Here is a 24,951-nt window from a genome sequence, read left to right as displayed (position 1 = left end):
TGTTTGATTTATTGTCTGTTCTTTTGAATCCAAGCTATTTACAGCCATACGCAGCTCCTCTGCGCACAGCCCTTCACGCGAAAACGCGAAAAATTAAGATAACGGATCTTCGTCGGGGGAAAGCGAATGGTTTTGATAAACCAGGTAATGATACGAAGTAATCAGAGGACTTGTTTGCTGAACCACCTCGGCCTTCAACACCTGGTAATTTCTGACGGAGTAATACTGCCGCAGAAATTTATTATGTGCATCCGAATCCTGGTTCCGGGAGGGTGTTTTTTGGAAGAAAGTCTTTACCGTGAGCGGATTGGCCTGTGCCAGAACATATACTTCACCTTGGTGAGTTCCGTGATTATCCGCATTGGTCTGAATATGATCCAGTTTGGTAGGATTTTTTTCCAGGTAAGCATCCATACAAACAGCTACGCCTATTAAAGCGGCAAAAAATGCCAGCCTAACGAGCAACTTTCTTGATATGTTCAGCTTAATCCTCAATACTTTAAAATTTAGCGGAGCAAATATACCTAATTCCCTGTGGTTTCCAAATCTGAAGCAGTTAAATTTGAGGCAGTTGATTTAATCCGGATATTTTATGCAACAGGTTTTTGTTTACGGCTCTCTCCTTTTCTCCGAAGTAGTGCAGGCACTCACCGGAACAAGTTTCCCAACGCAGGAAGCGATCCTGCACAATTTCAAGCGCCTTGCCGTAAGTGAAGCCGATTATCCGGCCGTATTTCCCAGTAAGGGATCAAAGGTTAAAGGAAAGCTTTTGCAGAACGTGGATCGTCGTTCACTGGAAATACTGAAATTTTACGAAGGGGATGAATATGAATGTATTTCAACTGCCATCCATGTTAAAAATAAAAGAACAGAAGCTTTGGTTTTTGTATGGAAAGGAGATGCAAAACTCTTGAACGGAAACTGGGATGAAAAACAGTTCCAGGAAACTTCGCTCGAAACATACATACAGGAAATAGCCACTGAAACACTCCTAGCCTTTGAAGTATGGCAGGCTAAAACTTTCAATCAGGCCTAATTCCGGTCAAACAGAAATAATTAATTTTTTGCAACTGGTAAGCACTATTCAATATCTTTGAGGACAAGATGCTTTCTGATTTCCCTTTTAAATAAAGAGATGACAGTTATACCGAAATCAATCATAATTCTAACTCGATATATAATGAAGAACCTAGTTTTATTTACCCTTCTTTTTGTTTTCATTTTGGGATGTTCAAAACCCGGAAAAATTGCGGCTCCTGTGACTTATGCAGAAGCTGCAGATCCTTCAGCCGACACCTTAACCGACTGGAGTGTGGTTACGCCGGGCTTGCATGCATCCATTGGTTCGGTTGACTACCGTTACAACAAAAGCTTAATCCCTGATTTGGCAAACACAAACGTCTGGAATGGTTTTGCCTGGCGCAACGAAAAAATTTCGGCACAACTGGTACTGTGGAACAATCAGCCTGCCGGAGTCGTTGAATGCCGGTTTTCTGATTTTAAAACAGAGGATGGAAAAACACTGCCGGCAGACATTGCTCGTGCACAGTTTGTGCGCTATGTACTAACCGACGAGTTTGGCCCGGGATGTGGATACCGCAAACCCGAAGACTTTATCGCCCGTATCAGTCCGGATGTGCTTGACACGCTTTCTGCATTTGAAATGGAGCCTCAGTCAACCCGCCCGGTATGGATCACGTTTGATGTACCCGCCGACGCAGCTCCCGGAAGCTATACTTCAACCATGCAGTTAATGCTTGACGGAAAGAAACACAGCGATTTCGCATTTACGGTTGAAGTGGCCGACCGCACGCTCCCCGAGGCTTCGGACTGGAAATTTCACCTCGACCTGTGGCAAAACCCGTATGCGGTAGCACGTGTACACGATGTGGAACTATGGTCGGCAGCACACTGGGACCTGCTTCGCCCGCTCATGAAATTACTTGCCGATGCCGGACAAAAAGTAATTACCGCCACCCTGAACAACCGTCCCTGGGGAGGACAAACCGAAGATGCATTTGGTTCTATGATTGCCTGGAACAAACAAGCCGACGGAAGCTGGACTTACGACTATACCATTTTTGACCAGTGGGTGCAGTTTATGATCGATTTGGGTATTAAAAATCAGATCAACTGCTACTCCATGGTTCCCTGGGGAAATGAACTTTACTACCACGATGTTGCTTCTGACGAAGAAGTAAAAATCGTAGCAAAAGCAGGCACAAAAGAGTTTGAAGAACTGTGGACTCCTTTCCTAAAAGATTTTGTGAAACATGTAGAGCAAAAAGGATGGAAAGACATTACGCGCATTGCCATGGACGAACGCTCGCCCGAAGAAATGCAAGCCACCATGAACCTGCTGGCCGAAGTCGTACCGGGAATGGGAGTGGCCTTTGCTGATAATCATCATAACTACAAGATATTTCCGGACCAGCTCACCGACCTGAGCGTTGCTTTTGGAGCTGAAATTGAACCTGAAATTCTTCAGTACCGCAAAGACCATAGTTACATTTCAACCTGGTATGTATGCTGCGCCGACGGCTTCCCCAATGTGTTTACTTTTTCGGAACCGGCCGAGGCTGTTTTTGTTGGCTGGTATACCATGGCAACCGGCTTCGATGGTTTTTTACGCTGGGCTTACAACAGTTGGGTGAAAGACCCGCTGACCGATTCGCGCTTTCGCACCTGGCCAGCCGGAGATACCTACATTGTTTATCCTGATGCACGGAGCTCCATCCGTTTCGAACGCTTGCGCGAAGGCATCCAGGATGCTGAAAAGATCCGTTTATTACGTGAAGAATTTCAGAAAAATACGTCGGCCGAGGCACAAGAAAAACTTAAACAACTTAACGAGCTTGTTGCCCGGTTTAATTTCACTCAAAAGCCGGCTGATTTTAACGAACTGATGCAAGAAGGAAAACAAACTTTGGAGAATCTTTCCAGGTAACATCCTAAAAAAGAAAGCGTCAAAGGCAACGATTCCCGAAGCCTTTGACGCTTTTTATTCTTTTCAGCGCACCTCTTGGTATCTTATCTGTAATACTTGTGCATTTCTTGGCAAAATATTTTCAACTGGTTTTAGATTGAAATGATTGTAGGGGTTGAAGAGATTGAACCAATCTCCTTCAATCTGCTTTTCAATCTATCATCAATCTTTCGGCCTTCTCCAAGTTAGATAAAGTAAAACCGAATTATCTTCGCAGTATAAGTAGTTTTCGTTTGTAATCGATCACTGCCCGGTAGTTCATTAAAAAATCGCCCCCCAGCAAACCACATATTTGCAGGTCGGCAGCATTTTCATACAACTCGTTTATATGACTAAGATCGAGCAGAGCGGCACTCATCCCCGGCACTTTCATCTTTCCAAAATGGATCTCTTTTAAGGTACACAAACGGCTTTTCATCGGTTCGGCACCGATACCCGCCGAGTGCAAGTCTTCGGTATGCTCATCGACTTCGGCAATGCGATCTTGTAAATTCTGGTCGAAAACCGATTTGGAAGCCCCCGTGTCGATCACCCACATACCACTGGTGCCATTGTAAAAAGAACTGTTTACCAGTAAGTGATAATTGCCGTTTTCGAGCTCGATTATTTTGATAGGAATCTTTGTTCGCATGGTTTAAAAATAAACGAACATAATAAAAAACGGCTGACCCGAATGGATCAACCGCCTTTTTATACTAATAATTTTTTTCGTTCTGTTACAACAGGGCGTTAACAGCAGCAACTCCTTCGGCGCTATCCACCAGTTTTGCTTTTTCAGCATCAGAAAGTTCGATTTCCAATACTTTCTCGATACCGCCTTTGCCGATTACACAAGGAACACCGATTGAGATATCGCTCAAGCCATATTCACCTTCAAGCAATGCTGAACAAGGGAATACTTTTTTAGAATCGAGCGCAATTGCTTTTACCAATTCAGAAACGGCTGCACCCGGAGCATACCAGGCACTAGTTCCCAGTAATTTAGTAAGGGTTGCACCACCTACTTTTGTAGCTTCCACTACTTCGGCCATTTTTTCTTCTGACAGGAATTCAGAAACCGGCACGCTGTTTACCACTGCTTTTTCGATCAGCGGAACCATACCTGTATCGCTGTGACCACCAATTACCATGGCGCTAACATCCGATTGCGGACAACCGATGGCTTCAGCCAGTCTGAATTTGAAACGGGCGCTATCCAATGCTCCACCCATACCAATGATACGGTTTTTAGAAAGACCTGTAGCTTTGTGCGCCAGGTAAGCCATTGTATCCATCGGGTTACTAACCACAATAATGATTACGTTTGGCGACTCGGCAATCAATTTGGTTGCTACGTCTTTTACAATACCGGCATTGATACCGATCAGCTCTTCGCGTGTCATTCCCGGTTTACGTGGAATACCGCTGGTAATTACAGCTACATCGCTGCCTGCAGTTTTTGAGTAATCGTTAGTAGCACCAACAATGGTAGAGTCGAAACCATTTAACGACGCCGTTTGCATCAAGTCCATGGCTTTTCCTTCGGCAAAACCTTCTTTGATGTCAATCAATACAATTTCTTCTGCAAAGTTTTTAATGGCAATATATTCGGCACAACTTGCTCCAACTGCACCAGCTCCAACTACTGTTACTTTCATTTTAATCGAGTTTTATAGTTACAAAATTCATAAACTTAAACGATTCATAGTCAAATTGTTTAAGGTTTGCAAAGATAATCTATTTTCGAACAACCGGAAATATTTAAAACCCCCGGAATCCGGTTTAACAATAAGGTAAGAAATTCGTTAAGCCGTGTTAAACGCCTTCCTTTTAGTTGAACCAGTAAGTCATTTTAAGTACGACAGCGCGGTTACGCGAGTTCCAGTTTCCGGTAAAATAATTGTCGGTATAAACCAGGTAAATATCCGAAACCGGCTGGTAGCGCCACTGAAAGCGAGAATTAATATTCAGGTTATCAACCTGCTCGTTGTACTGAACAAATGTTGACCAGAAAATTTTATCCGAAAAGGTGATATCCATTTTGGGGCCGATCAGGAAAAACTGTTCCCGGTCGAAAGGAGCTCCCAAATCCATATCGGTGAAATTAAAATTCATGGTAAGGTTGACGTAAGGCTGAAAACGGTATCCGATCTCCCCTTCTACAAACTGAATGTCGCCACTGTAAAAAGAACCTTTTGTTGCCTCAGCTCTCCAGTTAAAGAGTGTTTTCCGGGTAGAAGTAAATTCAGCCGAAACGGCACCAAAATGATAATCAGATCCCACAGGAAGAAAATTCGTGGCATCGCTGGTTGGATTAAAATCTTCCAGCAACTTCACGTAAAAGTTTTTGTACGACAGCTCAAACTCGGAGCGGTCCTGAAACTGAAAGTGGTACGAAAAGTCGTATTCATGCTCTATTTTGTTGTAGTCCTTGTCGTAATAATTATCGATCTGAGCACTGGGGCCATGACTAACCACCTTTTTATTCGGCACAAAGTTATACCCGGCTTTTGTTCCGAGGAAATTATACCCGGTGCGCCTTACATATCCTGCCTCAGCCAGGTAATTTTCTCCTATCGAGGTCTCGTACAGGCCAAGTGTAAGATGCTTTGTTTTGTAGGTAACCGAAGCCCCCTGCGAATATTGTTTGTCCGGGTTTCCGGGCTGAAATGACCGGTGATAGAAAAACTTGCCGCTCCAAAAATTATTGGCACTGGCCAGGTTGTAGTCCACTCCCACCACTCGGTTGTACATGCTGGTATCCGATGGCACATCAAAATACTGTTTGTTAACGGCTATAAACCCGATGTTCGACCGGGCAAAAACCTTTTTCTGCAGCGAAACAACGGTAAAATTGCGCGCCAGGAAATCACTGGTTTTTTCGGTGGTCATCGTCATCAGCCCCAAGCGTAAATCGTTCCCTATTTTTCCTGTGAGACGGGCTCCTGCCAGCACCGGAGCATCCAAGCCTATCCGGCGCGAGAAGAAAGGCGTGGAAGTGTTGTATCCATAACTGGAAAAAAGATCGCCGTTCTCGAGAAAAAACTGCCGTTTTTCCGGAAAGAACAACTCAAAACGGTCGATGTTGGCAATCTGGCGGTCTACTTCTACCTGGGCAAAATCGGGATTGTAAGTCAGATCTAGGTTCATGGAAGACGAGATGCCGATCTTAGCATCAAAACCAAAATCTTTTCGGTACGAAGCGTCAGTTCCGGCTTCGTAATCTTTTGAAATACCACCAAAAACATACGGAATAACCGAGATCTGAGGCTTGGGTTTGGGCAGTGGTTCTTCAAAGTTCATCACCCCGGTGTAAGCCAGCGAGGCCGTCGGAAATTGCCGTGGAACAGGCGCCCACGACGATTTCTCGTTTGCCTTGAGATCGAGACGGCTGAAATTGGTAAACCACGTTTGACTTCCGCGCGGATAACGAACCGATTTGAACGGGATGCGCATTTCGGTCACCCACCGGTCGTTGTAATGTTTGGTTTTTGATTCCCACTTGCAATCCCAGTCGAGCGAAACCGCACTACCGTTGCTCATGGTGCCGTCCCACTTGGCTCCTGAGGCCGAAACTCCAAACGAAAATCCGTTGGTCTGATCCAGAAAAGTATCAAAAAACACCAGCAGGTTGTCGTTGTTGCCAAAAGCAAAATCGCGCCGGAAAGATTCCATCACCCGTTTGCCCGCAATCGTATCGTAAAAAATCTGCGCCAGGTAAAGCGCTTTATCATCATAGGTCATTAATATGGTGGAAGGCTGCGTGGCATAACCACTGTCGACCGGCAACACTTTAAAAAAAGTATCCGCCTTTTGCGCTGCCTGCCAGTCGGGTTCTTCAATAACTCCATCGATCCGGATTTCAGAACGGGCTTTTTTTACTTCGTAAACGTAGTCTTTGTTGAATGTACTAATGGTGGTATCGGAGTTTGTTTGCAACACATTGCTTGCACCAACTGAAGCAACATATAGCATAAACAGAAAGGCCAAACACAACTTCATAAGGAATAGCTTTAATTGATTTAGGTTTCAATAAGTTGCACGTAAAGATATTCAAATTGTCAAAACCTGAGCCAGCACCCACGGTAGTTTGGGAAAAGAATTTTCCCTTTATTTTAGCGGAATATCTACCACCAGATTTTTGTCGCTGCGCACAAAGGCCGTTACCACTTCGTAGGTCAGTTTTTCCTGCCCTTCATTTGCAGAAATAACCTGTGATGATTGCGGGTAAAGCGTAATATTTTTGTTTCCCTTGCCCGACTTAAGCTCCATTTCAAAATACAAATCGCTGTTGTTTTTTATTTCGTAGTAGTTGGTGGTTTTTTCATTCCTTGTCTTTGCATGAAAAACCGGGCTGACTTCCACGCTGGCGTAGAACAGTTTGCTGACCCATTCTTCCTTCCCGGCAATATATTTTGTCGACCAGGCAACGGTGCGTCCTTCTTCCAGCGCTTCACGTACCGACCGAGCCGTCCGTTCTTTGGCAAAAACCAGTGTCATGGTGCGATGGGCTCCATTTTCAAGATTATAGCTGTAACCTACAATGTTGTGCATATCCGTCGAACCCATCACTGCAAGGTTGTTATCGACACACCAGTCCAGCGCTTTTTTGTGAAATTTAAAGCCGTTAAAAACTTCAATTCCTCCCAGAATCTTTTCCTTTAACAACTCGTCCACCAGATCGATCCATTCGTAAGAACCATCGATCGAATTCACTTTCCAACCGGGGTGGTTCCAGAAAATAAAAGCATCCTGATCAGCAGCCTTCATCACAGCCTGTTTGTCTTTGGCATTATCCCTGTCAGCGATGTAATCCTTCGAATCTCCAATAAAAATTGCGTTAAAATGACCAGGAGGTGTATTGCGCGTAATTTCGTTCCCCTTAATCAGGATAATGTTATTTTCGGCAGCCATATCCTCGCCGATTTCATACGCACGGTTGTGGTCAACCACCACATCTTTCGAGTGTGGTGTGTATTCGATATGATCAGAAATGGCCATCGCATCCATCCCTTCCTGCCAAGCTTCCTGCACCCTGATTGTAGGCCAAACCTGTCCATCAGAAAAAATGGTATGCATATGGAAATCACATTTCAACGTTTGGTAGCCATCGAAACCGGGAATCCGGATGATTTGGCGTTTTCTGGGAAATCTGGACTCATCCATCGACATAACCCCGTTGTCGTCCTGAGCATAACAATAAAATGTACTGAATATAAAAAGAAAGACTAATAACCTGGTTTTAAACATGGTATTATGATTTAGTTGTTTTAAGTCCTCCCAAAATAATCATTAAAACAGTGAAGGAAGAACAAAACAGCTAAAAATTATGATCGATGATGTAAAACTTAGCTTTCCGGATTTTTGACATTACTTTCCCTGATAATCAGGATTCAATTGTTCCGGAACAGGAGCAACCGTCTTTTCCCGCCAGGTTTCCAGAATCTCTATAAGTTCCTTCACTTTTTCAGGATTTGATCCTGCCAGGTTGTTTACCTCACCGATATCTTCTTTCAGGTTATACAATTCAATATCGTTATTCTCGAAATACTGAATAAGTTTCCAGTCGCCCAAACGCACAACAGATCCGGGGCGGGTACGGAAAAGCGGGTCCTGCGTTGTGCTATCATTCTTTACATAGGCTTCCAGGTACACCGGGAAATGCCAGAAAAGCGGGCGCTCTTCCAAGGTTTCGGATTGCTTTAGTACGGACAAAATCGATGCTCCGTCAAGTATCTTATCTGCGGGTTTCGAAATACCGGCCATGTCAAGTATGGTTGGATAAAAATCGAGCTGGCTAACCGGAAAATCCGATTGGCTTCCTCCTTTTATTTCTCCTTTCCAAAAAACAAACATGGGCTCACGAATACCGCCTTCGTAGTACGATCCTTTTCCGGAGCGCAACGGCCACTGTTTGGTTATTCCGTAATGCCCGCCATTATCGGAAGTAAAAAAGATAACCGTGTTTTCCAGCTTTCCTGAACTTCGCAGCGCCTCCACCAAACGGCCAATTTGTGCATCTACATTCTCTACCATTGTGGCATACTCGCTGTTATTTTGCCCATTCCATTCCGCTTTGTTCTCATATTTCGGCAACAACGCTTTTACCGGTTGAATGGGTGTATGAACAGCATATGGCGCGTAATACAAAAAGAAAGGCTTGTTGTCGACTGAGTCCAAGAAATCCAAAGTCCGGTCCATGATGAGATTGGTGAGGTAATAATCGTCCGCCGGCGCCTTTACTGACGGAACATTTTTATAGGGCGGATAATAAGACCCCGGATTACCGGCGTGGCTGCCACCAATGCTAAAATCAAAACCCCTTAACTCCGGCTTTTCGCTCAGGTGCCATTTCCCCGACTGACAAGTTACATAACCAGCCTTTTGCAGCACTTCCGGAATCAAAACATTATCATCGGGCATGGTTTCATTGTTAACCACCGGAACAAGTTTCCGGTCGCGGCTTTTTCCCCGTGCCGAAGTCCCGACGGTATAAATACTGTGCCGGGGCGTCCATTGCCCGCTCATCAGGCAGGCACGGCTGGGAGCACAATTCGAGGCAGCGGCATAGGCATTGCTGAATATCATTCCATCGGCTGCCAGCGCATCAATGTTGGGTGTTTCGTAATATTCCGAACCCATAAAACCCACATCGCGCCAGCCCATGTCATCGATGTTAATAAGGACGATGTTCGGACGGGCATCCTCATCGCTACTACTCTTTACGGAAGATGTACACGAAAAAACACCGGCAAAGAGAAGTAGTAATCCTGCCTTAAAAACAATATTCATGCTTTGTATCTTGATGTTAAGAACCGGCCAAATCAAAAAACTGCATCAATTCCCAAACAAGAAAGCTGATTTTTTGATTTGGCCTGATTCGTTTCAGTTTAATCTCCCAGTTGTTTCATTCTGAATTTTTCAATTTCAGCCGTCGTATGTTCTCTTTTGAAAATGGCCTCCATTTCCTGAATAATTTCGGGATGTTCCGGTGAAACATCGTATAACTCCTGAATATCGGTACTTAAATCGTACAACTGAATGCGCAAACTATCTTGCCGGATATTTTTACGGATTCCCTTCCAACTGCCCATTCTTATGGCTTGCTGTCCACCCGATTCGGGAAACTCCCAGTACAGGTACTCGTGTGTTTTTTGCTCTCCGCTGTTTACAAGCGTTGGCAAAAAGCTGATTCCGTCAACGTTTTCAGGTATTTCAGCCCCGGAAACTTCGCAAAGAGTTGGCAACACATCGTAAAAAGCCGAAATCAGATCCGTTTCGGTACCGGCCTGTATTTTTTCGGGCCACTGAACAATCATTGGCACCCTGATCCCGCCTTCGTTCACACTTCCTTTTCCCCAGCCATGTTCGCTCTTAAACGGTTTGGCACTGTCGAACCAGGGCGAATCGGCTCCCCCGGTATACGTCGGTCCATTGTCGCTGCTAAACATGATGATGGTGTTTTCGTACAATCCCAGTTCTTTTAGGGTGGCTACAATTTCACCAATCTGCTCGTCCATGTACGAAACCATTGCCGCATAGCAGGCGTGCGGATAACGATGCGGGAAATAACCCTTACTACCATCGTACGGTTCTTCGTCGCCAAATTTATCCACATAGTAATCTATCCAACGCTTCGGGGCCTGCAGCGGATTATGCGGAATCGGCGTGGCATAATACATAAAGAAAGGCGCGTCTTTGTTTTCCTTGATAAAATTGATGACTTCCTTTTGCATCAAATCAGGCGAATATTCGTTCAGCCAGAAATCCTTGTACGACTCCGGATCGTACAAATCGGCTCCCTCGGGAAGCCGGGTACGGGGCGGCACCATTTTATTGTTTAACAGCACCTTGGTCGTATCTTTCCATAAATGAACGGGAAAAAAAGTGTGTGCCTGCCGCTGGCAATTGTATCCGAAAAAGAAATCGAAGCCCTGTTTGTTGGGAATCCCTTCGGTTAAGGGAGCCCCCAGGCCCCATTTACCCACCACTCCTGTTTTATAACCGGCATTTTGCAGTAAACGCCCAATGGTTGGGGTACCTGCTTTTAACGGACGCTGTCCTTCCAGGTTGGGGTCTTTTGCCATGGCTTCAAAATCCCACACGTCGCCACGGGAAGCCCACTCGTCGTTACCCCTGATTTGCGCATGCCCAAGATGCTGACCGGTTAGCAGCACACAACGCGAAGGCGCGCAAACCGGAGCCCCGGCGTAGTGTTCTGTAAACATCATACCGTTAGTGGCCATCGCATCAAGGTTGGGTGTTTCTATTTTTTCCTGTCCGTAGCAACCCACTTCCGAATACCCCAGGTCATCAGCCAGGATGTATATGATGTTGGGCTTGGTTGTTACTTCTTTTTCGACTTGCCCGCAATTGGTCAAGCCAGCGCCCAAAATTAAGAGGACGATGTAACTCAAAAAAATACTTGTTTGTTTCACTTTGATTGATTGATTAATCCGTAATAATAATTCCTGAATGCTGGACGAAATTATGCAATAAAATTGAGTTGAAAAAAATTCTCTTATCCCTCAGCTTACGTTTTAAACCTTATTGTGAAAGTATATTTCTGACAAACACAAAAAAGCCCTGACGCTAACCGTCAGGGCACAAAAAACAATGTTCAAGCATGATTCGCTACAAGGTGATTGGTACACCGTTGTAGAAATCTAATATTTTGGTACGGAAAATATACTCGTACTTGGCCTGTATCAGATCCGACTGTGCGATTGCCAGGTTGTTCTTGCTTTGGTTATACTCCACCGAGTTGATCATTCCCACGTTAAACTTCTCTTCGGTATAACGGAAAGCCTCTTTCATCGACGTAACCGCTTTTTGGGTAGAAATATAGCGGTTGAGCGCAGCCAAAGCATTGGTATAAACCAGTTCAATATCTTTTCGAAGCACATTGCGTGCAATCTGCAGCTGGTATTCGTAATCCGAAATCTGGATCTGCGAATTGGAAATGCTGTTCTTCACCTGGAAGCGGTTGAAAATAGGGATGGATAAGGTTAATCCTAAGCTGGAGCGACCATTGTTCTGGATCTGCTCATTAAAACCCCGGCTGTCTTTATTATTAAAAATATTATTGTAATAAGCTCCAAACGAAAGACTGGGATATCTACTTCCCTTGGCTATTTCAAGTTCTTTCATCGCACTTTCCACCCGCAACTGGGCGGCTTTTATTTCAGGGCGGACATTTATCGCATTATTGAACACATCAAAAGCATTCATCATGGTCACATTGGCCTGAATTTCAGGAAGACTCGGCTTCTCTATCTTAAAGCTTTCAGCCATCGGAAGGTCCAGAAATTGATACAGATTCAGATAGGCCAGTTGAAGACTGTTCTGATCGTTTACCAACTGTAACTCTTCGCGTGCCAGTTGTGCTTCAATTTCCAGCATTGCTCCCCGGGCCAGGCTTCCTGCATTTACCAGTTGTCTCGACCTCTCCAGTTGCTGCTTGGTTACTTCCAGGTTGGCTGAATCCACGAGCAGCACTTCTTCGGCAAAAAGAATCTGGAGATACTCCGCTGCAATCAACAACATGATGTCATCCTTGGTCTTATCCAATTCATACAGGGTGGCTTGCAAATCCAATTTGCTCTTTTGAACCAGATTGCTCAATCTCATGCCATTGAAAACGGTCAGATTAGAACTCACACCCCCGGAAAGAGAAGTTGAATTGGCATTTACATACGTATTTTCAGGAAAAGTCAGGGTCCGTCCAAAACTGAAATCATTTCCAACCTGTGCATTCAGGTTGGGCAGCTTATCCGACTTTGCCTGGTTGACCTGGTTCTGGTAATATTCGGTATTCAGCACCTGCCTTTTGATCTGGAGGTTGTTTTCGATGGCGTAATCGAAGCATTTCTGCAGGTCCCAGGGAGCCTGGGCCTTTACTGTTGCTACCGATAAAAGTCCCGTAACTGCGATCAGCAAGGTTAAAAGATTCTTCATTTTTTTATTGTTTTTTGTTTCGACTAATTTACATAAACCTTTGAAACTAACTAAGCCTAGCCTTTGCTGGTGTTTTCTTTCATCGCTTTTGGATCGATTTTTTCGCCTTTTACCTTGTCTTCCGGCTTCAAACCTTCTGTAATCTCAATATTGATTCCGTCAGACAAGCCGGTTTTCACCATGCGTTTCTCGTAAACCGGTTCTTCTGTACTTCCGGTGTTAATCTCCACAAACGACGAGTCGTTGTCGAATTGCAGCATGCCTTCCGGAATTACCATTACACTGTCTTTTTTTTCGAGAACGATGTTGGCATTGGCGCTGTAACCGGCCCGTATAAACTGGCCCTCTTTCAGTTGCACATTTGCCTTTATTTCAAACTGAATGGCTCCGTTTTCTTCCACTCCCTTGGGTGAAATATATTCCAGTACGGCGTCAAATTTTTCTTTATCAATGGCGCCAATTTCCAGTTCAATCGGCATTCCTTCCTTAATTTTACCCACTTCGGTTTCGTCCACTTTCCCTTCAAAAATAATGTCTTTCATATCGGCCACCGAAGCAATGGTAGTACCGGCATTAAAAGTATTGGCCTGAATGACCGAGTTTCCAACTTTGATCGGAACATCAAGCACCATACCGTCGATAGTAGAACGAACCAGGGTATTGGTAGCCGTTGCTGCCTTTTTTGTTACACCATTCTGAATTAATTCCAAATTATTTTCAGCAGCCGACAATTCTTCCTTGGCTGAATCGTACCCGACCTTTGACGATTTGAACTCTTCGTATGAGATCACACTCTTGTCAAAAAGCTTCTGCTGACGGTCGTAATCGATCTGGGCATCTTCGTAACTGATTTTCGCCCTGTTCAACCGGGTTTCAGCAGCATTTAACGTAACCATATCCGGAATAATTTTGATACGCGCCACTACCTGTCCTTTGCTGATTTTATCGCCCGCTTCCACATACAGTTCATCGATAATCCCCGAGACCTGTGGCACAATTTCAATTTCGTAACGCGGCACCACCGAACCGGTTGCCACGGTTTTCATTACTACATCGCTGTAAAACGGATTCTTGTTTTCAAAGAAATCCTGTTTCTTTTTCGACTTGTTATACAGGAAGAAAAGGGTTCCTCCAAACGCTGCGATCAAAATCGCAATTCCCAGGTATCTTACAATCTTTTTCATGGCTCAAAATGCTTTTATTGTTTTTTGAAATTATTTTGTTTGTCTCTAAATTCTATCATTTTTAAACCCCCTGTCGCTTCTTTCGTCGCTCCTGTCCCCCTGCAGGGGGACAATCGGAACGCAGTGGAGATAGGGGGTGAATAAGCACCCAATCCCGCTTCAACACTTTTGTTATTCGTCTCTTAACGCATCGATCGGCTTGATACTAACGGCTCTTTTGGCGGGTATCAATCCTGCCAGTATTCCGGAAATCACCAGTACCGACAAGGCACCTACTGCCATTTGGAAACTCACTTCGGGCGAACGGAAGAAAATCGAATCTGCATCCGAACTGGCTGCTTCCAGTGCCATGTTCAGCAACTCGAGCAAACCAACACCCAGCGCCAGCCCGATGTAACCTGCCATCACTGTCAGGAACACACTCTCGGCCACAATGTGCATTATCACCTTGCCCGGAGTAGCTCCGATGGCCCGCTGAATTCCAATTTCCTGCGTACGTTCCTTAATAATCACCAGCATAATGTTGCTGACACCGATCACTCCGGCCATCAGGGTACCGATTCCCACAATCCAGGTTAAAATCTGAATACCGGTAAAAAGGCCCATGTATTTTTTCCACTCCACTTCGATGTTGAAAGAACCCACTGCCTGCATATCGTCGGGGGCAATTTTATGCCTGCTTTTCAGAAGTTCCTTTAAGCGGGCTTCTACCCTGCTCACCGGAACTCCCGGTGCCGAGGTTACCGAAAAGAAGTGAACATCGTCGCCAAAATTGTAGGTCTTTTGCATCGTGGTAAAAGGCATGATAATGGTTTCGTTTTTTCTACCTCCTCCAATATTTACGCGTGTTTCACCCTTTATCACTCCTACTACCTGGAAATAAACTCCGTTTATTTTCAAATACTGACCGATCGGATCTTCGTCCTTGTCAAACATTACTTCCACCACACGTTCGCCAATATTCACCACTTTGCGACTTTGTAAAATATCGATCTCATTGATAAGGCGCCCTTTTAATGGCGTCCACGGATCAATTTTGAAAAAATCAGGATAGTCGCCGTAAATATTGAACGAACCTGTTTTCTTGCCTCTGATGGTATTGTCGCCTTCATAGCCTCTTGGGCCAAACAAACGCGGCGACAGGTATTCAATATCCTTTACATTTGCTTTTATGTATTCAATGTCGGTATTGGTGTAGCTCCATTGCCTTCCACGCTGAAATCCTTTGTAGGGTTTACTGGTACGTTCGGTCCAGAAAAAAGCAGAGTTGGACGCAAAGGCACGGATACCGTCCATCACTCCATTCTCCAAAGCTTTTCCGGCTCCCGACATGATGATGAGCATGAATATTCCCCAGAATACCCCGAAAGCAGTCATAAAGCTTCGCATCCGGTTCTTTTTTAGGGCGCTCAGTATTTCTTTCCAAAGATCTAAATCAAACATTTTAGTTCAGTGTTTAAAGTTCAAAGTTCAGAGAGTCTCTGTTATTCATCGCGCAAAGCTTCAATCGGTTTAATGCGTGCGGCGCGCTTGGCAGGAATATACCCCGCAATGGTTCCTGCAACCACCAACAGTAAAGTGGCAGTCATTGCAACCCCAAGGTCAACCGTAGGATTTCGGAATATGGTCTCTCCGTTTCCGCCGTTAGTAGCTGCCGAAACTTCGTACTGCTTTTCAACCACCAGATTGATCAGCTCCATCAGTCCCGTTCCCATCACCAAACCGATGTACCCGGCAACCGTTGTGATCAATATCGATTCGAGCAAAACCAACCCGATCACAGACGAAGGGCTTGCGCCAATCGCTTTGCGGATGCCAATTTCCTTGGTGCGTTCTTTTACCACAATCAGCATAATATTGCTCACTCCCACCACCCCGGCGATCAAGGTTCCTGTTCCGATTATCCAGATAAAGATTTTGATGGCCTGGAATATTTTCATGGTCTGAATTACGTCTTCCAGCTTGTTGTACGATCCCATGGCCGACTCATCCGCGGTATCAAACCGGTGTTTGCGGGCCATCGTTTCGCGCACCCGCTGCTCAATGGCCTGGCTTTCTTCCAGAGTTGTTGCGTTAATGGTCAGTGCAAAATTGTGCAGGCGGTTGGAACCGTTAAACACTTTTTGTCCGGTGCTTACAGGAATGTACGCATTCCGGTGACGGGTACCGCCACCTTCCCGGCATATTCCCACCACCTTAAAAGGAATGTTGTTAACACGCACATATTCCCCAATGGCATTTTTATCTTTAAACAAAGCATCGTAGATGTCCTTTCCCAGCACCACCGATTTTCGTGTTTGATTGATGTCGACCTGGTTGATAAACCGGCCATCTACTATTTCAATGTTTTCCACGTCCTGTAGATCGGGATGACAGGTAATCGCCGTGTATTCGCCGTATTCGTTTCCGTATGAAAATTTATTTCCACGAATGTAATAGCGCCCCGAAGTATATTCAATCCCTTCCAGGTCCTTTAGCACATCGTAATCGGCATTGGTAAAACGTATGTCGCGGCCTTCTTTTAAGCCCTGATAGGGAATACTGGTACGACCACTCCACAACCACATGGCATTTACGGCGTCGCGCATAAAGTTCTCAGAAACCCCGTTGCTCAGGCCATTGCCCGACCCAAGCAAAATCATGAGCATGAAAATCCCCCAGGCAACACTAAAGCCCGTGAGGAAAGTCCGCATTTTATTCTTTTTGATGGTGGCAAAGATCTCCTGCCATTTATCGATATCGAACATGATAGAATAGTTTAAAGTTTAGAGTTCAGAATTCAAAGTTCAGTGAAACGAACTGAAAACTGAGACTGCGACTGGATACTCTTTATGCGGTTTCCAGCTCTTTGGCGTATTGATGCTGAAAGTGTTTCAGATCGCCGTTTTTGATGATCTGATCGATACGGCCGTCTTTCAGACGAACGATTTTTTGCGTCATCGCGGCAATATCATGCTCGTGTGTCACCAGAATCACGGTAATCCCGCCGGCATTGATCTCCTTCAGCATCTCCATCACTTCGTACGAAGTAGTGGTGTCGAGGGCTCCGGTTGGTTCATCCGCAAAAATGATTTTGGGCTGCGAAATCAGCGAGCGGGCTATTGCCACACGTTGTTTCTGGCCTCCCGACATCTCGTTGGGCAAATGATCGGCCCAATCCAGCAGTCCTACTTTATCGAGGTATTCCAGTGCAATTTTATTGCGTTTTTTGCGGTTCACTCCCTGGTAGTAAAGCGGAAGTGCCACATTTTCCATCGCATTTTTAAAGGAGATAAGATTGAACGACTGGAATACAAAGCCCACCATCTCGTTACGCAGTTTGGCAGCTTTTTTCTCCGACATGTCTTTCACCAGCGAGCCGTTCAGATAATAGGCACCTTCGTCGTAATTATCCAGAATTCCGAGAATGTTTAAAAGGGTTGATTTTCCCGAACCCGAGGAGCCCATGATCGAAACAAATTCGCCTGTTTCAATCTCCAGGTCGATACCTTTCAGCACGTGAAGCGAGTTGCTGCCGGTAACGTAAGATTTGTGTACATTTTTAAGACTAATCATGGCTTGAATTGCTTGTTTTTTGTTTTCTGAAATAAATGTGATGAAAACCCGTGGAATCACTGTTATTTATTCGACGAACGAAGCGTTATCTCCGGTGAATGAATCATTGTTTTCCGCTTTCGGTAATTCCGCTGTTGCTCATCACATAAATACAGACGCGCGAAAACCGGTTCAGTTACATTAAATTTTACAGGAAGCTCCCGGGTTGTTCCAAATAACACAGCGAATACCTACTTTTGAATCGAAATTATACAGCATGGGAACAAAGGCGATCAGTTTAAAATTACCTACCAACTACACCGAAGAACAGCTAAAAGAGCGTATTGCCAAGCAGCTGAATATCCGGGATTTCTCTTTTTATACCGAAAGCAAAAGCCTGGATGCACGGAATAAAAAAAGTATTTTCTGGCTGGTAAAAGTGCTGGTTAGTTCATCAAAAATAAAAGGAGATGAGTCTCCTGAGCAGGATGAATTACAGATTCCGTTCAAAAAAAGAAACAGGAAAATTGTAGTAGTTGGGAGCGGCCCGGCCGGTTTTTTTAATGCCTTTGTTTTGCAAAAAGCCGGTTTTAATGTTACGCTGATCGAACGCGGCTCCGACGTTCAAAAACGGGGGCAAGCCATTTCGCATTTTGAACGCAGCGGAGTTTTTAATGCTCAAAACAACTATGCTTTTGGAGAAGGTGGTGCCGGTACTTTCTCGGACGGAAAACTGACTTCACGCTCAAAACACATTTCCAAAGAAAAACATTTTATTCTTTCGAGCTATGTAAAAGCCGGGGCACCTGCCGAGATCATGTATATGACACATCCGCACCTGGGTACCGACAACCTGCGAAAGATTGTCCAAAACCTGCGGCACGAATTCCAAGAACTGGGCGGCCGCATGCTTTTCGAAACACAGCTGGAAGACCTGAAAATCATCAACGGGAAAGTAAGCGAGGCAGTCACTTCTGCCGGAAACCTGGAAGCCGACGCCGTTTTTATTGCACCGGGACACTCGGCTTACGAAACCTATAAGATGTTGATCCGCCGAGGTGTTCCTTTCCGTACCAAGAATTTTGCGGTGGGCAGCCGCATGGAACACAAACAGGAAACCATCAATATTGCACAGTGGGGAAAACCCGTGCTTCCGGGAGTAAAAGCCGCCGAGTACCGGCTCACCTCGCCGGCCGACGGAACACACCAGGTATTTTCGTTTTGCATGTGCCCGGGAGGAACCGTAGTCCCCGCAGCAGCTTACGAACATACCAACATTGTAAACGGAATGAGCTATTACAAACGCAACGGCATGTTTGCCAACGCAGCCTGTGTAGCAGGAATTCACCCCGATGAACTGGCCGGGAAAACGGTTTCACCTATCGAAGCCCTCGACCAGCTCCAGAAACTGGAAGAGCTTTTTTACAATTTTGCAGGAAGTTACTCTGCTCCGGCATGTAGCATCAGTGCCTTTCTGAATCAGAAAAGTAAATCAGCTACACTCGAAAGCAGTTACCCGCTTGGACTGATCCAGGCGCCACTTTGGAGCCTGCTCCCCGCACCGGTAGTTCAATCAATGCAAGCAGGCTTACAGGATTTTATCCGAAAAATGCGCGGTTTTGAGCAGGGAAACCTGCTGGGTTTTGAAAGCAAAACTTCGTCGCCCATCCAGGTAATCCGCGAAAAAAACGGGCTTTGTGAAGGCTTCCAAAACCTGTATGTTATTGGCGAAGGAAGCGGCTATGCAGGAGGAATTGTTTCCAGTGCGGCTGATGGAATCCGTGCGGCGATGAGTCTGGTGGAAGACTAATCATAGATCATTGTAAATTTCCGGTTAATTCCACTCCTGTTTATTTAGAATAATTCTACTATAAATCAACAGGAAAATGTACTTTTGCTTCTCTTTATTAATCACGTAAAACATGACAGCAAAAAAGCTACCATTCAGTAAAGAACAACTGGAAACGATTATTGCCAACCACCCGACTCCGTTTCATATCTATGATGAAAAGGCGATGCGGGAAAATGCACGCTATTTTAACAAAGCTTTTTCATGGAACGAAGGCTTTAAAGAATATTACGCGATAAAGTCGGCACCGAATCCTTACCTCATGAAGATTTTGCGGGAAGAAGGTTTTGGAATCGATTGTAGTTCAGTAGCTGAACTGGAACTGGCAAAGCAAGTGGGAATGAGCGGCGACGAGATTATGCTGACCTCAAATGATACGCCGGCATACGAGTTTCAACTTGCCAAAGAACTGGGAGCCATTATCAACCTCGACGATATTTCGCACATCGACTACCTTGAAAAACATGTAGGTCTGCCCAAAACCATTTGCATGCGCTATAACCCGGGGAACCTGAAACAGGGCAACCTGATCATCGGGCATCCCGAAGAAGCCAAATATGGTTTTACCCGCGAACAAATGATCGAAGGCTACCGCATCCTAAAGGAAAAAGGAGTGGAACGTTTTGGTATTCACACCATGGTAGCTTCCAACGAATTGGATCCAACGTATTTTGTTGAAACCGCTGAAATTCTTTTTAACCTGATCAATGAGGTGTATGAGAAAACCGGTGTCCGCATTGAGTTTGCCAACCTCGGCGGTGGAGTAGGCATTCCTTACAAACCGGAAGAAAAACCGGTGGATCTGGATTTTGTAAGCGAGGGTATTAAAAAGGTGTACGACGAAATGATTGTTGCAAAGGGTCTGGCACCACTTAAGATCTTCTTTGAACTGGGCCGCGCCATTACCGGACCTTACGGATACCTGGTTACCAAAGTGCGCCACATCAAAAAAACGTACAAAACATTTGCAGGTCTTGATGCGTGCATGGCCAATCTGATGCGCCCAGCCCTTTACGGAGCTTATCATCATATTACAGTGATGGGAAAAGAAAACGAGCCCGCCACTACGAAATACGACGTTACCGGCTCGCTGTGCGAGAACAACGACAAATTTGCCATCGACCGGATGTTGCCCGAGATTGACCCTGATGATATTGTGGTAATTCACGACGCCGGCGCTCACGGACATTCGATGGGCTTTAACTACAATGGAAAACTTCGTTCGGCCGAACTTCTGCTGCGCGAAAACGGAGCAGTGACTGAAATCCGCCGCGCTGAAACACTGGAAGACTATTTTGCCACACTCGATTTTAGTGGCGTGAAAGACTTTAAATAATTTCTGAATTTAAAGATTCAGGACTTCAGTTCCTTCGCAGAATTTATTGCAACATAAATGATACAAAATTTGAAGGCCGGGGCATAAACCCGGCCTTTTTTGTTATTTTAGACAGAAGCAATAAACCAATTATGAAAGTAGGATACGACGCAAAACGGGCTTTTTTAAATACCTCAGGACTGGGAAATTACAGCCGAAATACCCTAAACGGACTTATTAAATATTTCCCTGAAAACACATACACCCTGTTCACCCCCGAGGTAAAAGTGGCGATGCTAAAACAGCAGGAAGCTTTTGAAATTGTGGCTCCACCCCGCAAACTATCGGGGCTTAAGAAGACCATTTGGCGAAACTTTAAACTAAGCGGCGAAATTAGATCCCGTCGGCTCGACCTCTACCACGGCCTTAGCAACGAGTTGCCCCGCGGTATCCACAAAACCGGGATTCCGGCGCTGGTGACCATTCACGACCTGATTTTTTTGCGCTACCCCGAATTTTATAAATTTTTCGACCGGCTTATTTACCGCTACAAGGTAAAATATGCCTGCAAGGCCGCCACAAAGATCATCGCCATCAGTGAGCAAACAAAAGCCGACATTGTGGAGTTTACCGGTACGTCGCCCGACAAGATTGAGGTGATTCATCAGGCCATTTCGCCCCTGTTTTTTGAAAAGGTTGACACCGCAAAAATAAAAGAGAAATACCGCCTGCCCGATCAGTTTATTCTGGCCGTGGGAACCATCGAAGAACGCAAAAACCAGCTTTCCATTTTAAAAGCCCTGCAGGCAAAAAACCTGGATATTCCGCTGGTAATGATCGGCAATCCAACATCGTATTGCAACGATATACACAAATATGTAGCTGCCAAAAATATTCAGAAACAGGTGATCATCCTGAAAAACATTCCTGAAAAAGATCTGGCAGGAATCTATCAGCTTGCCACGCTTTCGATCTACATCTCGGTATTTGAAGGTTTTGGATTGCCCGTGATCGAAGCCATGGCCAGCGGATGCCCGGTAATCACCTCCAACGTATCTTGTTTGCCGGAAACTGCAGGAGATGCAGCAATTTTGTGCTCACCCGGAAATATTGAAGAACTCGGCGATTCTATTCAGAAATTGATAAGCGATGATTATTTTCGCACCCAATTAATTGAAAAAGGCAGGTTGCGGGCCAGCGAATTTCAAACCAGTAAATACGTGGAGAAGCTCGCAAAATTGTATCAGAAAATAGTAGGCTAAACAATGCAGGAAGATATTAAAAAAGCACTGGAGGTACTGAAAAGCGGAGGAATCATTCTTTATCCCACCGATACCATTTGGGGAATTGGCTGCGATGCCACCAACCCCGAAGCAGTGAAGCGTATTTACGACCTAAAAAAACGTGCAGACTCGAAAAGCATGTTGGTGCTAATGGAAAACCCGGCCTTGCTCGACCGCTATGTGACCGAGGTTCCGGAAGTTGCATGGGATCTGGTGGAAATAAGCACTACCCCTTTGACGGTTATTTACCCCCGGGCTAAAAACCTGGCCGCAAACCTGGTTGCCGAAGATGGCAGCATCGGAATCCGCTTTACCAAAGAAGCTTTTACAAGCCGCCTGCTGCAACGTTTTCGCCGTCCGCTGGTTTCCACTTCGGCCAATGTAAGCGGAGAAAAATCGCCCACTTTTTTTGACGAGATTTCCGATGAAATAAAAAATGCGGTGGATTACATCGTAGAGTACCGGCAGGACGACCGCACTCCGGCACAACCTTCGAGCATTATCAAACTCGGGCCGGGCGGGCAAATCGAGATTATCCGGAAATAAAAAAAACTGCTCCGTCCGTCGGTTGACAGCGAAGCAGTTTTGATCGTATCCTGAAAAGATTTTATTTCTTTTCTTTTAAAATATCCCTGATTTCGGTAAGCAATACTTCTTCTTTCGAAGGTGCCGGCGGAGCAGGAGGTGGAGCAGCAGCTTCTTTTTTCTTCATTTTATTGAAAGCCTTTACCACCAGGAAAATTGAGAAAGCCACAATCAGAAAGTCGAGCACGGTGTTTACAAAAGCGCCGTATTTAATCGCCACTTCAGCAACGGCCGGACTTACTACCTGCTCGCCATTCATTACGGCTTCGCTACCTTCTTTGATGACAACTCTCAGGTTGCTGAAATCGGTATTTCCCAAAAGCAACCCAATAGGTGGCATCAAAACATCGTTTACAAAAGAGGTGATGATCTTACCAAAAGCACCACCAATAATGACAGCAACTGCCAGGTCGAGCACATTGCCCTTCATGGCAAAGCTCTTGAATTCTTTTAATACTCCCATGTTGTTGAATTTTAATTACAGTTAGAACTATTGAGAAGCAATTTAATACATTATGATCAAATAATGCACAAAAAAAATCATCCGTCAGCTGACGAATGATTTTCAATGTTTGTATGGCTTGTCACACTACATTTCCCTTACTTTTCCGGAGCCGGCGGTCGAAGCATCGATGCTTGGGTTCCCGCTGTAGAAAACGCTTCCCGAACCCGCTATGCGTGCTTTAATCGTTCCGTTTGAGGTAACGTTGCAATTACCCGATCCGGCAATGGTTACACTGACTGCATCGGCTTCAAAATCCGTTGCATTGAAATTTCCGGAACCCGAGATGGTCACACTTAAATCGTCAGCTACTTTTCGGCCTTTCACTTCGATATTTCCCGAACCCGAGATGCTTCCTTTCAATTTGCTTGATTCGAGTGAACCTAACTTGATTCCGCCACTTCCGCTAAGCGACAGATTTAAAATCCGGGCTTCCAGTTTCTCGGCAATAATATCGCCTGAACCAGAAACCGACAATGCACTTACATCGGGCACGGTAACATAAATTTCGATTTTACCGGGTTTGAAATTGCGCTGAAAGATGTTCGAATTGGGAAAGCGGATCACCAGTTCATTTCCTTTCACTTCGGTAATAAGCTCGCTCAAAACCGATTCTTTGGCTACAACTCTCACGCTTTGTTTGTTGCCTTGGGTAAGGTAGAGATTCCCGGAGATCCGTAGTGAAATCTCGGAGAAAGGTGATACTTCGCGGTTTTCTTCTTCTGCTTTTACTGAATTTACAGCAAATATTCCTGCCAACAGGAGGCTAAACAATAAAATTCTGGCTTTCATTTTTTTAAAATTGTTTGTTTATTAAGGTATAAGACGGAACTCGTCCCACCGGGACTCGCTTCATCTTGTATAACTATTTCCGGTTTCTAAATATTACTTCACTAATGACGGACAAATATGCGCAAAGTTGCACTACCTCGAAAAAAAAGTTCAATTTTGACCGTTCTTTCGGAGGGAAATACTCAATCCTCCAGGAAGATAAGAACTTTGTAATTTTTAAAAGACGGAGAATATGAGCGATATACATACCACTTCCATTCAGCTTCGCTTTAACGATGTGGACCTGATGGGCCATGTGTACAACGGAAAATACCAGGAATTTTTTGACCTGGCCCGGCTTAATTATTTTGAGAAAGTACTGGGCAAGTTGATCAGCTGGACAGAAACAGGGCTGGTGATTGCTTCGGTAAAGGTTGATTACCTCGACCCCATTTACCTGGAAGACCAGATTGAAGTACAAACGCATATTTCGTCGCTGGGAGAAAAGAGCCTGGAAATGACCCAGCAATTATTCAAAAAGGGAAACCCGGAGCCAGCTGCCCTGTGCACCACGGTTTTGGTTTGCTACCAAATGCAACATAAAAAATCGGAGCTTATTCCGGATGAGTGGAGGAAGAAAATCAAAGCTTACGAACCCTATTTAACTCAGAACCCCTGATATTCTAAAGGAATCTACATCATTTGTTACCGTTATTTGTTTCGTAGCTTCCTGAAATGTCTTTCTCGCATCTATATACTTTGTCTTTTCAGACGGAAAATACTTTTTCCTCCAGCTGAAAAAGTATTCAAAAAAGCTGCCACCGACATGAAAATTGCTAAAATCAAACGCATTACGCTAAAAGAAAAGAAACTCGTCTGACAATTGATCTCAATGTCAGACTCAAACAGCTTTTCTTTTTTAACGCTACATACCCTTGATTTCTTAACGCATTTTCCTGAAAGTGGGATTAGAAAAAGTCTCTGCGGGCGTGTCAAAAATCCGTCA

21 protein-coding genes are annotated in these 24,951 nt (G+C 44.9%); 7 read left to right on the top strand and 14 right to left on the bottom strand.

Annotation, left to right across the window (positions count from 1 at the left end; genetic code table 11):
• Positions 1–93: 93 nt before the first annotated feature.
• Positions 94–495: a hypothetical protein gene (locus tag INQ51_RS16835; protein ID WP_233379119.1), complete on the bottom strand. Its 402-nt coding sequence runs from the start codon at positions 493–495 to the stop codon at positions 94–96.
• Between the two features lie 97 nt (positions 496–592).
• Here INQ51_RS16835 and INQ51_RS16830 point away from each other — a divergent pair, with 97 nt between their 5' ends.
• Positions 593–1,036 (top strand): gamma-glutamylcyclotransferase family protein, encoded by a 444-nt coding sequence (locus INQ51_RS16830; RefSeq protein WP_233379118.1) that lies wholly within the window; start codon positions 593–595, stop codon positions 1,034–1,036.
• 144 nt (positions 1,037–1,180) lie between these two features.
• Positions 1,181–2,947: a glycoside hydrolase domain-containing protein gene (locus INQ51_RS16825; RefSeq protein WP_233379117.1), complete on the top strand. Its 1,767-nt coding sequence runs from the start codon at positions 1,181–1,183 to the stop codon at positions 2,945–2,947.
• Between the two features lie 244 nt (positions 2,948–3,191).
• Here INQ51_RS16825 and INQ51_RS16820 read toward each other — a convergent pair whose 3' ends face one another.
• The 11 genes from INQ51_RS16820 to INQ51_RS16770 all read right to left on the bottom strand — a co-directional run bounded on the left by INQ51_RS16820 (position 3,192) and on the right by INQ51_RS16770 (position 17,661).
• Positions 3,192–3,617 carry an aspartyl protease family protein gene (locus INQ51_RS16820; RefSeq protein ID WP_233379116.1) on the bottom strand — a complete coding sequence of 142 codons (426 nt, stop codon included), beginning with the start codon at positions 3,615–3,617 and terminating at the stop codon, positions 3,192–3,194.
• Positions 3,618–3,702: 85 nt separating this feature from the next.
• Positions 3,703–4,623, bottom strand: a complete 921-nt coding sequence (locus INQ51_RS16815; RefSeq protein ID WP_233379115.1) for a malate dehydrogenase — start codon at positions 4,621–4,623, stop codon at positions 3,703–3,705.
• A 172-nt stretch (positions 4,624–4,795) separates the two neighbouring features.
• On the bottom strand, positions 4,796–6,967 hold the full coding sequence (locus tag INQ51_RS16810) for a carbohydrate binding family 9 domain-containing protein (protein WP_233379114.1): 2,172 nt from the start codon (positions 6,965–6,967) through the stop codon (positions 4,796–4,798).
• 108 nt (positions 6,968–7,075) lie between these two features.
• Positions 7,076–8,215, bottom strand: coding sequence for an Sb-PDE family phosphodiesterase (locus INQ51_RS16805; protein ID WP_233379113.1), 1,140 nt, complete (start codon positions 8,213–8,215; stop codon positions 7,076–7,078).
• A 120-nt stretch (positions 8,216–8,335) separates the two neighbouring features.
• A complete protein-coding gene (locus INQ51_RS16800) occupies positions 8,336–9,757 on the bottom strand; it encodes a sulfatase (RefSeq protein ID WP_233379112.1) in 1,422 nt (473 codons plus the stop codon).
• 98 nt (positions 9,758–9,855) lie between these two features.
• Positions 9,856–11,382: an arylsulfatase gene (locus INQ51_RS16795; protein ID WP_233379111.1), complete on the bottom strand. Its 1,527-nt coding sequence runs from the start codon at positions 11,380–11,382 to the stop codon at positions 9,856–9,858.
• A gap of 217 nt (positions 11,383–11,599) precedes the next feature.
• Complete coding sequence (locus INQ51_RS16790; RefSeq protein WP_233379110.1) at positions 11,600–12,922, bottom strand: TolC family protein; 1,323 nt, start codon at positions 12,920–12,922, stop codon at positions 11,600–11,602.
• A 56-nt stretch (positions 12,923–12,978) separates the two neighbouring features.
• Positions 12,979–14,106: an efflux RND transporter periplasmic adaptor subunit gene (locus INQ51_RS16785; protein WP_233379109.1), complete on the bottom strand. Its 1,128-nt coding sequence runs from the start codon at positions 14,104–14,106 to the stop codon at positions 12,979–12,981.
• Positions 14,107–14,277: 171 nt separating this feature from the next.
• Positions 14,278–15,549: an ABC transporter permease gene (locus INQ51_RS16780; RefSeq protein ID WP_233379108.1), complete on the bottom strand. Its 1,272-nt coding sequence runs from the start codon at positions 15,547–15,549 to the stop codon at positions 14,278–14,280.
• Between the two features lie 41 nt (positions 15,550–15,590).
• Positions 15,591–16,853: an ABC transporter permease gene (locus INQ51_RS16775; protein ID WP_233379107.1), complete on the bottom strand. Its 1,263-nt coding sequence runs from the start codon at positions 16,851–16,853 to the stop codon at positions 15,591–15,593.
• Between the two features lie 82 nt (positions 16,854–16,935).
• Positions 16,936–17,661, bottom strand: coding sequence for an ABC transporter ATP-binding protein (locus tag INQ51_RS16770; protein ID WP_233379106.1), 726 nt, complete (start codon positions 17,659–17,661; stop codon positions 16,936–16,938).
• A gap of 256 nt (positions 17,662–17,917) precedes the next feature.
• On the opposite strand from INQ51_RS16770, the gene INQ51_RS16765 reads away from it, so the two are divergent.
• The 4 genes from INQ51_RS16765 to INQ51_RS16750 all read left to right on the top strand — a co-directional run bounded on the left by INQ51_RS16765 (position 17,918) and on the right by INQ51_RS16750 (position 22,633).
• Entirely contained in the window at positions 17,918–19,450 is a 1,533-nt protein-coding gene (locus INQ51_RS16765) for an NAD(P)/FAD-dependent oxidoreductase (protein ID WP_233379105.1), read from the top strand.
• Positions 19,451–19,562: 112 nt separating this feature from the next.
• Positions 19,563–20,825 carry a diaminopimelate decarboxylase family protein gene (locus INQ51_RS16760; RefSeq protein WP_233379104.1) on the top strand — a complete coding sequence of 421 codons (1,263 nt, stop codon included), beginning with the start codon at positions 19,563–19,565 and terminating at the stop codon, positions 20,823–20,825.
• A gap of 131 nt (positions 20,826–20,956) precedes the next feature.
• Complete coding sequence (locus INQ51_RS16755) at positions 20,957–22,066, top strand: glycosyltransferase family 4 protein (RefSeq protein ID WP_233379103.1); 1,110 nt, start codon at positions 20,957–20,959, stop codon at positions 22,064–22,066.
• Between the two features lie 3 nt (positions 22,067–22,069).
• Positions 22,070–22,633: an L-threonylcarbamoyladenylate synthase gene (locus INQ51_RS16750; RefSeq protein WP_233379102.1), complete on the top strand. Its 564-nt coding sequence runs from the start codon at positions 22,070–22,072 to the stop codon at positions 22,631–22,633.
• 61 nt (positions 22,634–22,694) lie between these two features.
• Here the strand turns inward: INQ51_RS16750 and mscL are convergent, their stop codons facing one another.
• Positions 22,695–23,135 carry a large-conductance mechanosensitive channel protein MscL gene (gene mscL, locus INQ51_RS16745; RefSeq protein ID WP_233379101.1) on the bottom strand — a complete coding sequence of 147 codons (441 nt, stop codon included), beginning with the start codon at positions 23,133–23,135 and terminating at the stop codon, positions 22,695–22,697.
• A gap of 126 nt (positions 23,136–23,261) precedes the next feature.
• On the bottom strand, positions 23,262–23,966 hold the full coding sequence (locus INQ51_RS16740; protein WP_233379100.1) for a head GIN domain-containing protein: 705 nt from the start codon (positions 23,964–23,966) through the stop codon (positions 23,262–23,264).
• 232 nt (positions 23,967–24,198) lie between these two features.
• Here INQ51_RS16740 and INQ51_RS16735 point away from each other — a divergent pair, with 232 nt between their 5' ends.
• Positions 24,199–24,624 carry an acyl-CoA thioesterase gene (locus INQ51_RS16735; protein WP_233379099.1) on the top strand — a complete coding sequence of 142 codons (426 nt, stop codon included), beginning with the start codon at positions 24,199–24,201 and terminating at the stop codon, positions 24,622–24,624.
• Positions 24,625–24,951 lie beyond the last annotated feature (327 nt).

The sequence above is a fragment of the Maribellus sp. CM-23 genome (assembly GCF_021354595.1).
Lineage (GTDB): Bacteria > Bacteroidota > Bacteroidia > Bacteroidales > Prolixibacteraceae > Draconibacterium.
Note: the sequence above shows the minus strand (reverse complement) of the source record. Positions and strands in the feature narration are given on the sequence as shown.

Bases quoted from the DNA above. Each gene is read 5' to 3' on its own strand.
- INQ51_RS16805 (WP_233379113.1), bottom strand. From the start codon at position 8,215: ATGTTTAAAACCAGGTTATTAGTCTTTCTTTTTATATTCAGTACATTT.
- INQ51_RS16825 (WP_233379117.1), top strand. From the start codon at position 1,181: ATGAAGAACCTAGTTTTATTTACCCTTCTTTTTGTTTTCATTTTGGGA.
- INQ51_RS16820 (WP_233379116.1), bottom strand. From the start codon at position 3,617: ATGCGAACAAAGATTCCTATCAAAATAATCGAGCTCGAAAACGGCAAT.
- INQ51_RS16765 (WP_233379105.1), top strand. From the start codon at position 17,918: ATGGGAACAAAGGCGATCAGTTTAAAATTACCTACCAACTACACCGAA.
- INQ51_RS16815 (WP_233379115.1), bottom strand. From the start codon at position 4,623: ATGAAAGTAACAGTAGTTGGAGCTGGTGCAGTTGGAGCAAGTTGTGCC.
- INQ51_RS16810 (WP_233379114.1), bottom strand. From the start codon at position 6,967: ATGAAGTTGTGTTTGGCCTTTCTGTTTATGCTATATGTTGCTTCAGTT.
- INQ51_RS16760 (WP_233379104.1), top strand. From the start codon at position 19,563: ATGACAGCAAAAAAGCTACCATTCAGTAAAGAACAACTGGAAACGATT.
- INQ51_RS16770 (WP_233379106.1), bottom strand. From the start codon at position 17,661: ATGATTAGTCTTAAAAATGTACACAAATCTTACGTTACCGGCAGCAAC.
- INQ51_RS16755 (WP_233379103.1), top strand. From the start codon at position 20,957: ATGAAAGTAGGATACGACGCAAAACGGGCTTTTTTAAATACCTCAGGA.
- INQ51_RS16800 (WP_233379112.1), bottom strand. From the start codon at position 9,757: ATGAATATTGTTTTTAAGGCAGGATTACTACTTCTCTTTGCCGGTGTT.
- INQ51_RS16740 (WP_233379100.1), bottom strand. From the start codon at position 23,966: ATGAAAGCCAGAATTTTATTGTTTAGCCTCCTGTTGGCAGGAATATTT.
- INQ51_RS16775 (WP_233379107.1), bottom strand. From the start codon at position 16,853: ATGTTCGATATCGATAAATGGCAGGAGATCTTTGCCACCATCAAAAAG.
- INQ51_RS16830 (WP_233379118.1), top strand. From the start codon at position 593: ATGCAACAGGTTTTTGTTTACGGCTCTCTCCTTTTCTCCGAAGTAGTG.
- INQ51_RS16785 (WP_233379109.1), bottom strand. From the start codon at position 14,106: ATGAAAAAGATTGTAAGATACCTGGGAATTGCGATTTTGATCGCAGCG.
- mscL (WP_233379101.1), bottom strand. From the start codon at position 23,135: ATGGGAGTATTAAAAGAATTCAAGAGCTTTGCCATGAAGGGCAATGTG.
- INQ51_RS16780 (WP_233379108.1), bottom strand. From the start codon at position 15,549: ATGTTTGATTTAGATCTTTGGAAAGAAATACTGAGCGCCCTAAAAAAG.
- INQ51_RS16735 (WP_233379099.1), top strand. From the start codon at position 24,199: ATGAGCGATATACATACCACTTCCATTCAGCTTCGCTTTAACGATGTG.
- INQ51_RS16750 (WP_233379102.1), top strand. From the start codon at position 22,070: ATGCAGGAAGATATTAAAAAAGCACTGGAGGTACTGAAAAGCGGAGGA.
- INQ51_RS16790 (WP_233379110.1), bottom strand. From the start codon at position 12,922: ATGAAGAATCTTTTAACCTTGCTGATCGCAGTTACGGGACTTTTATCG.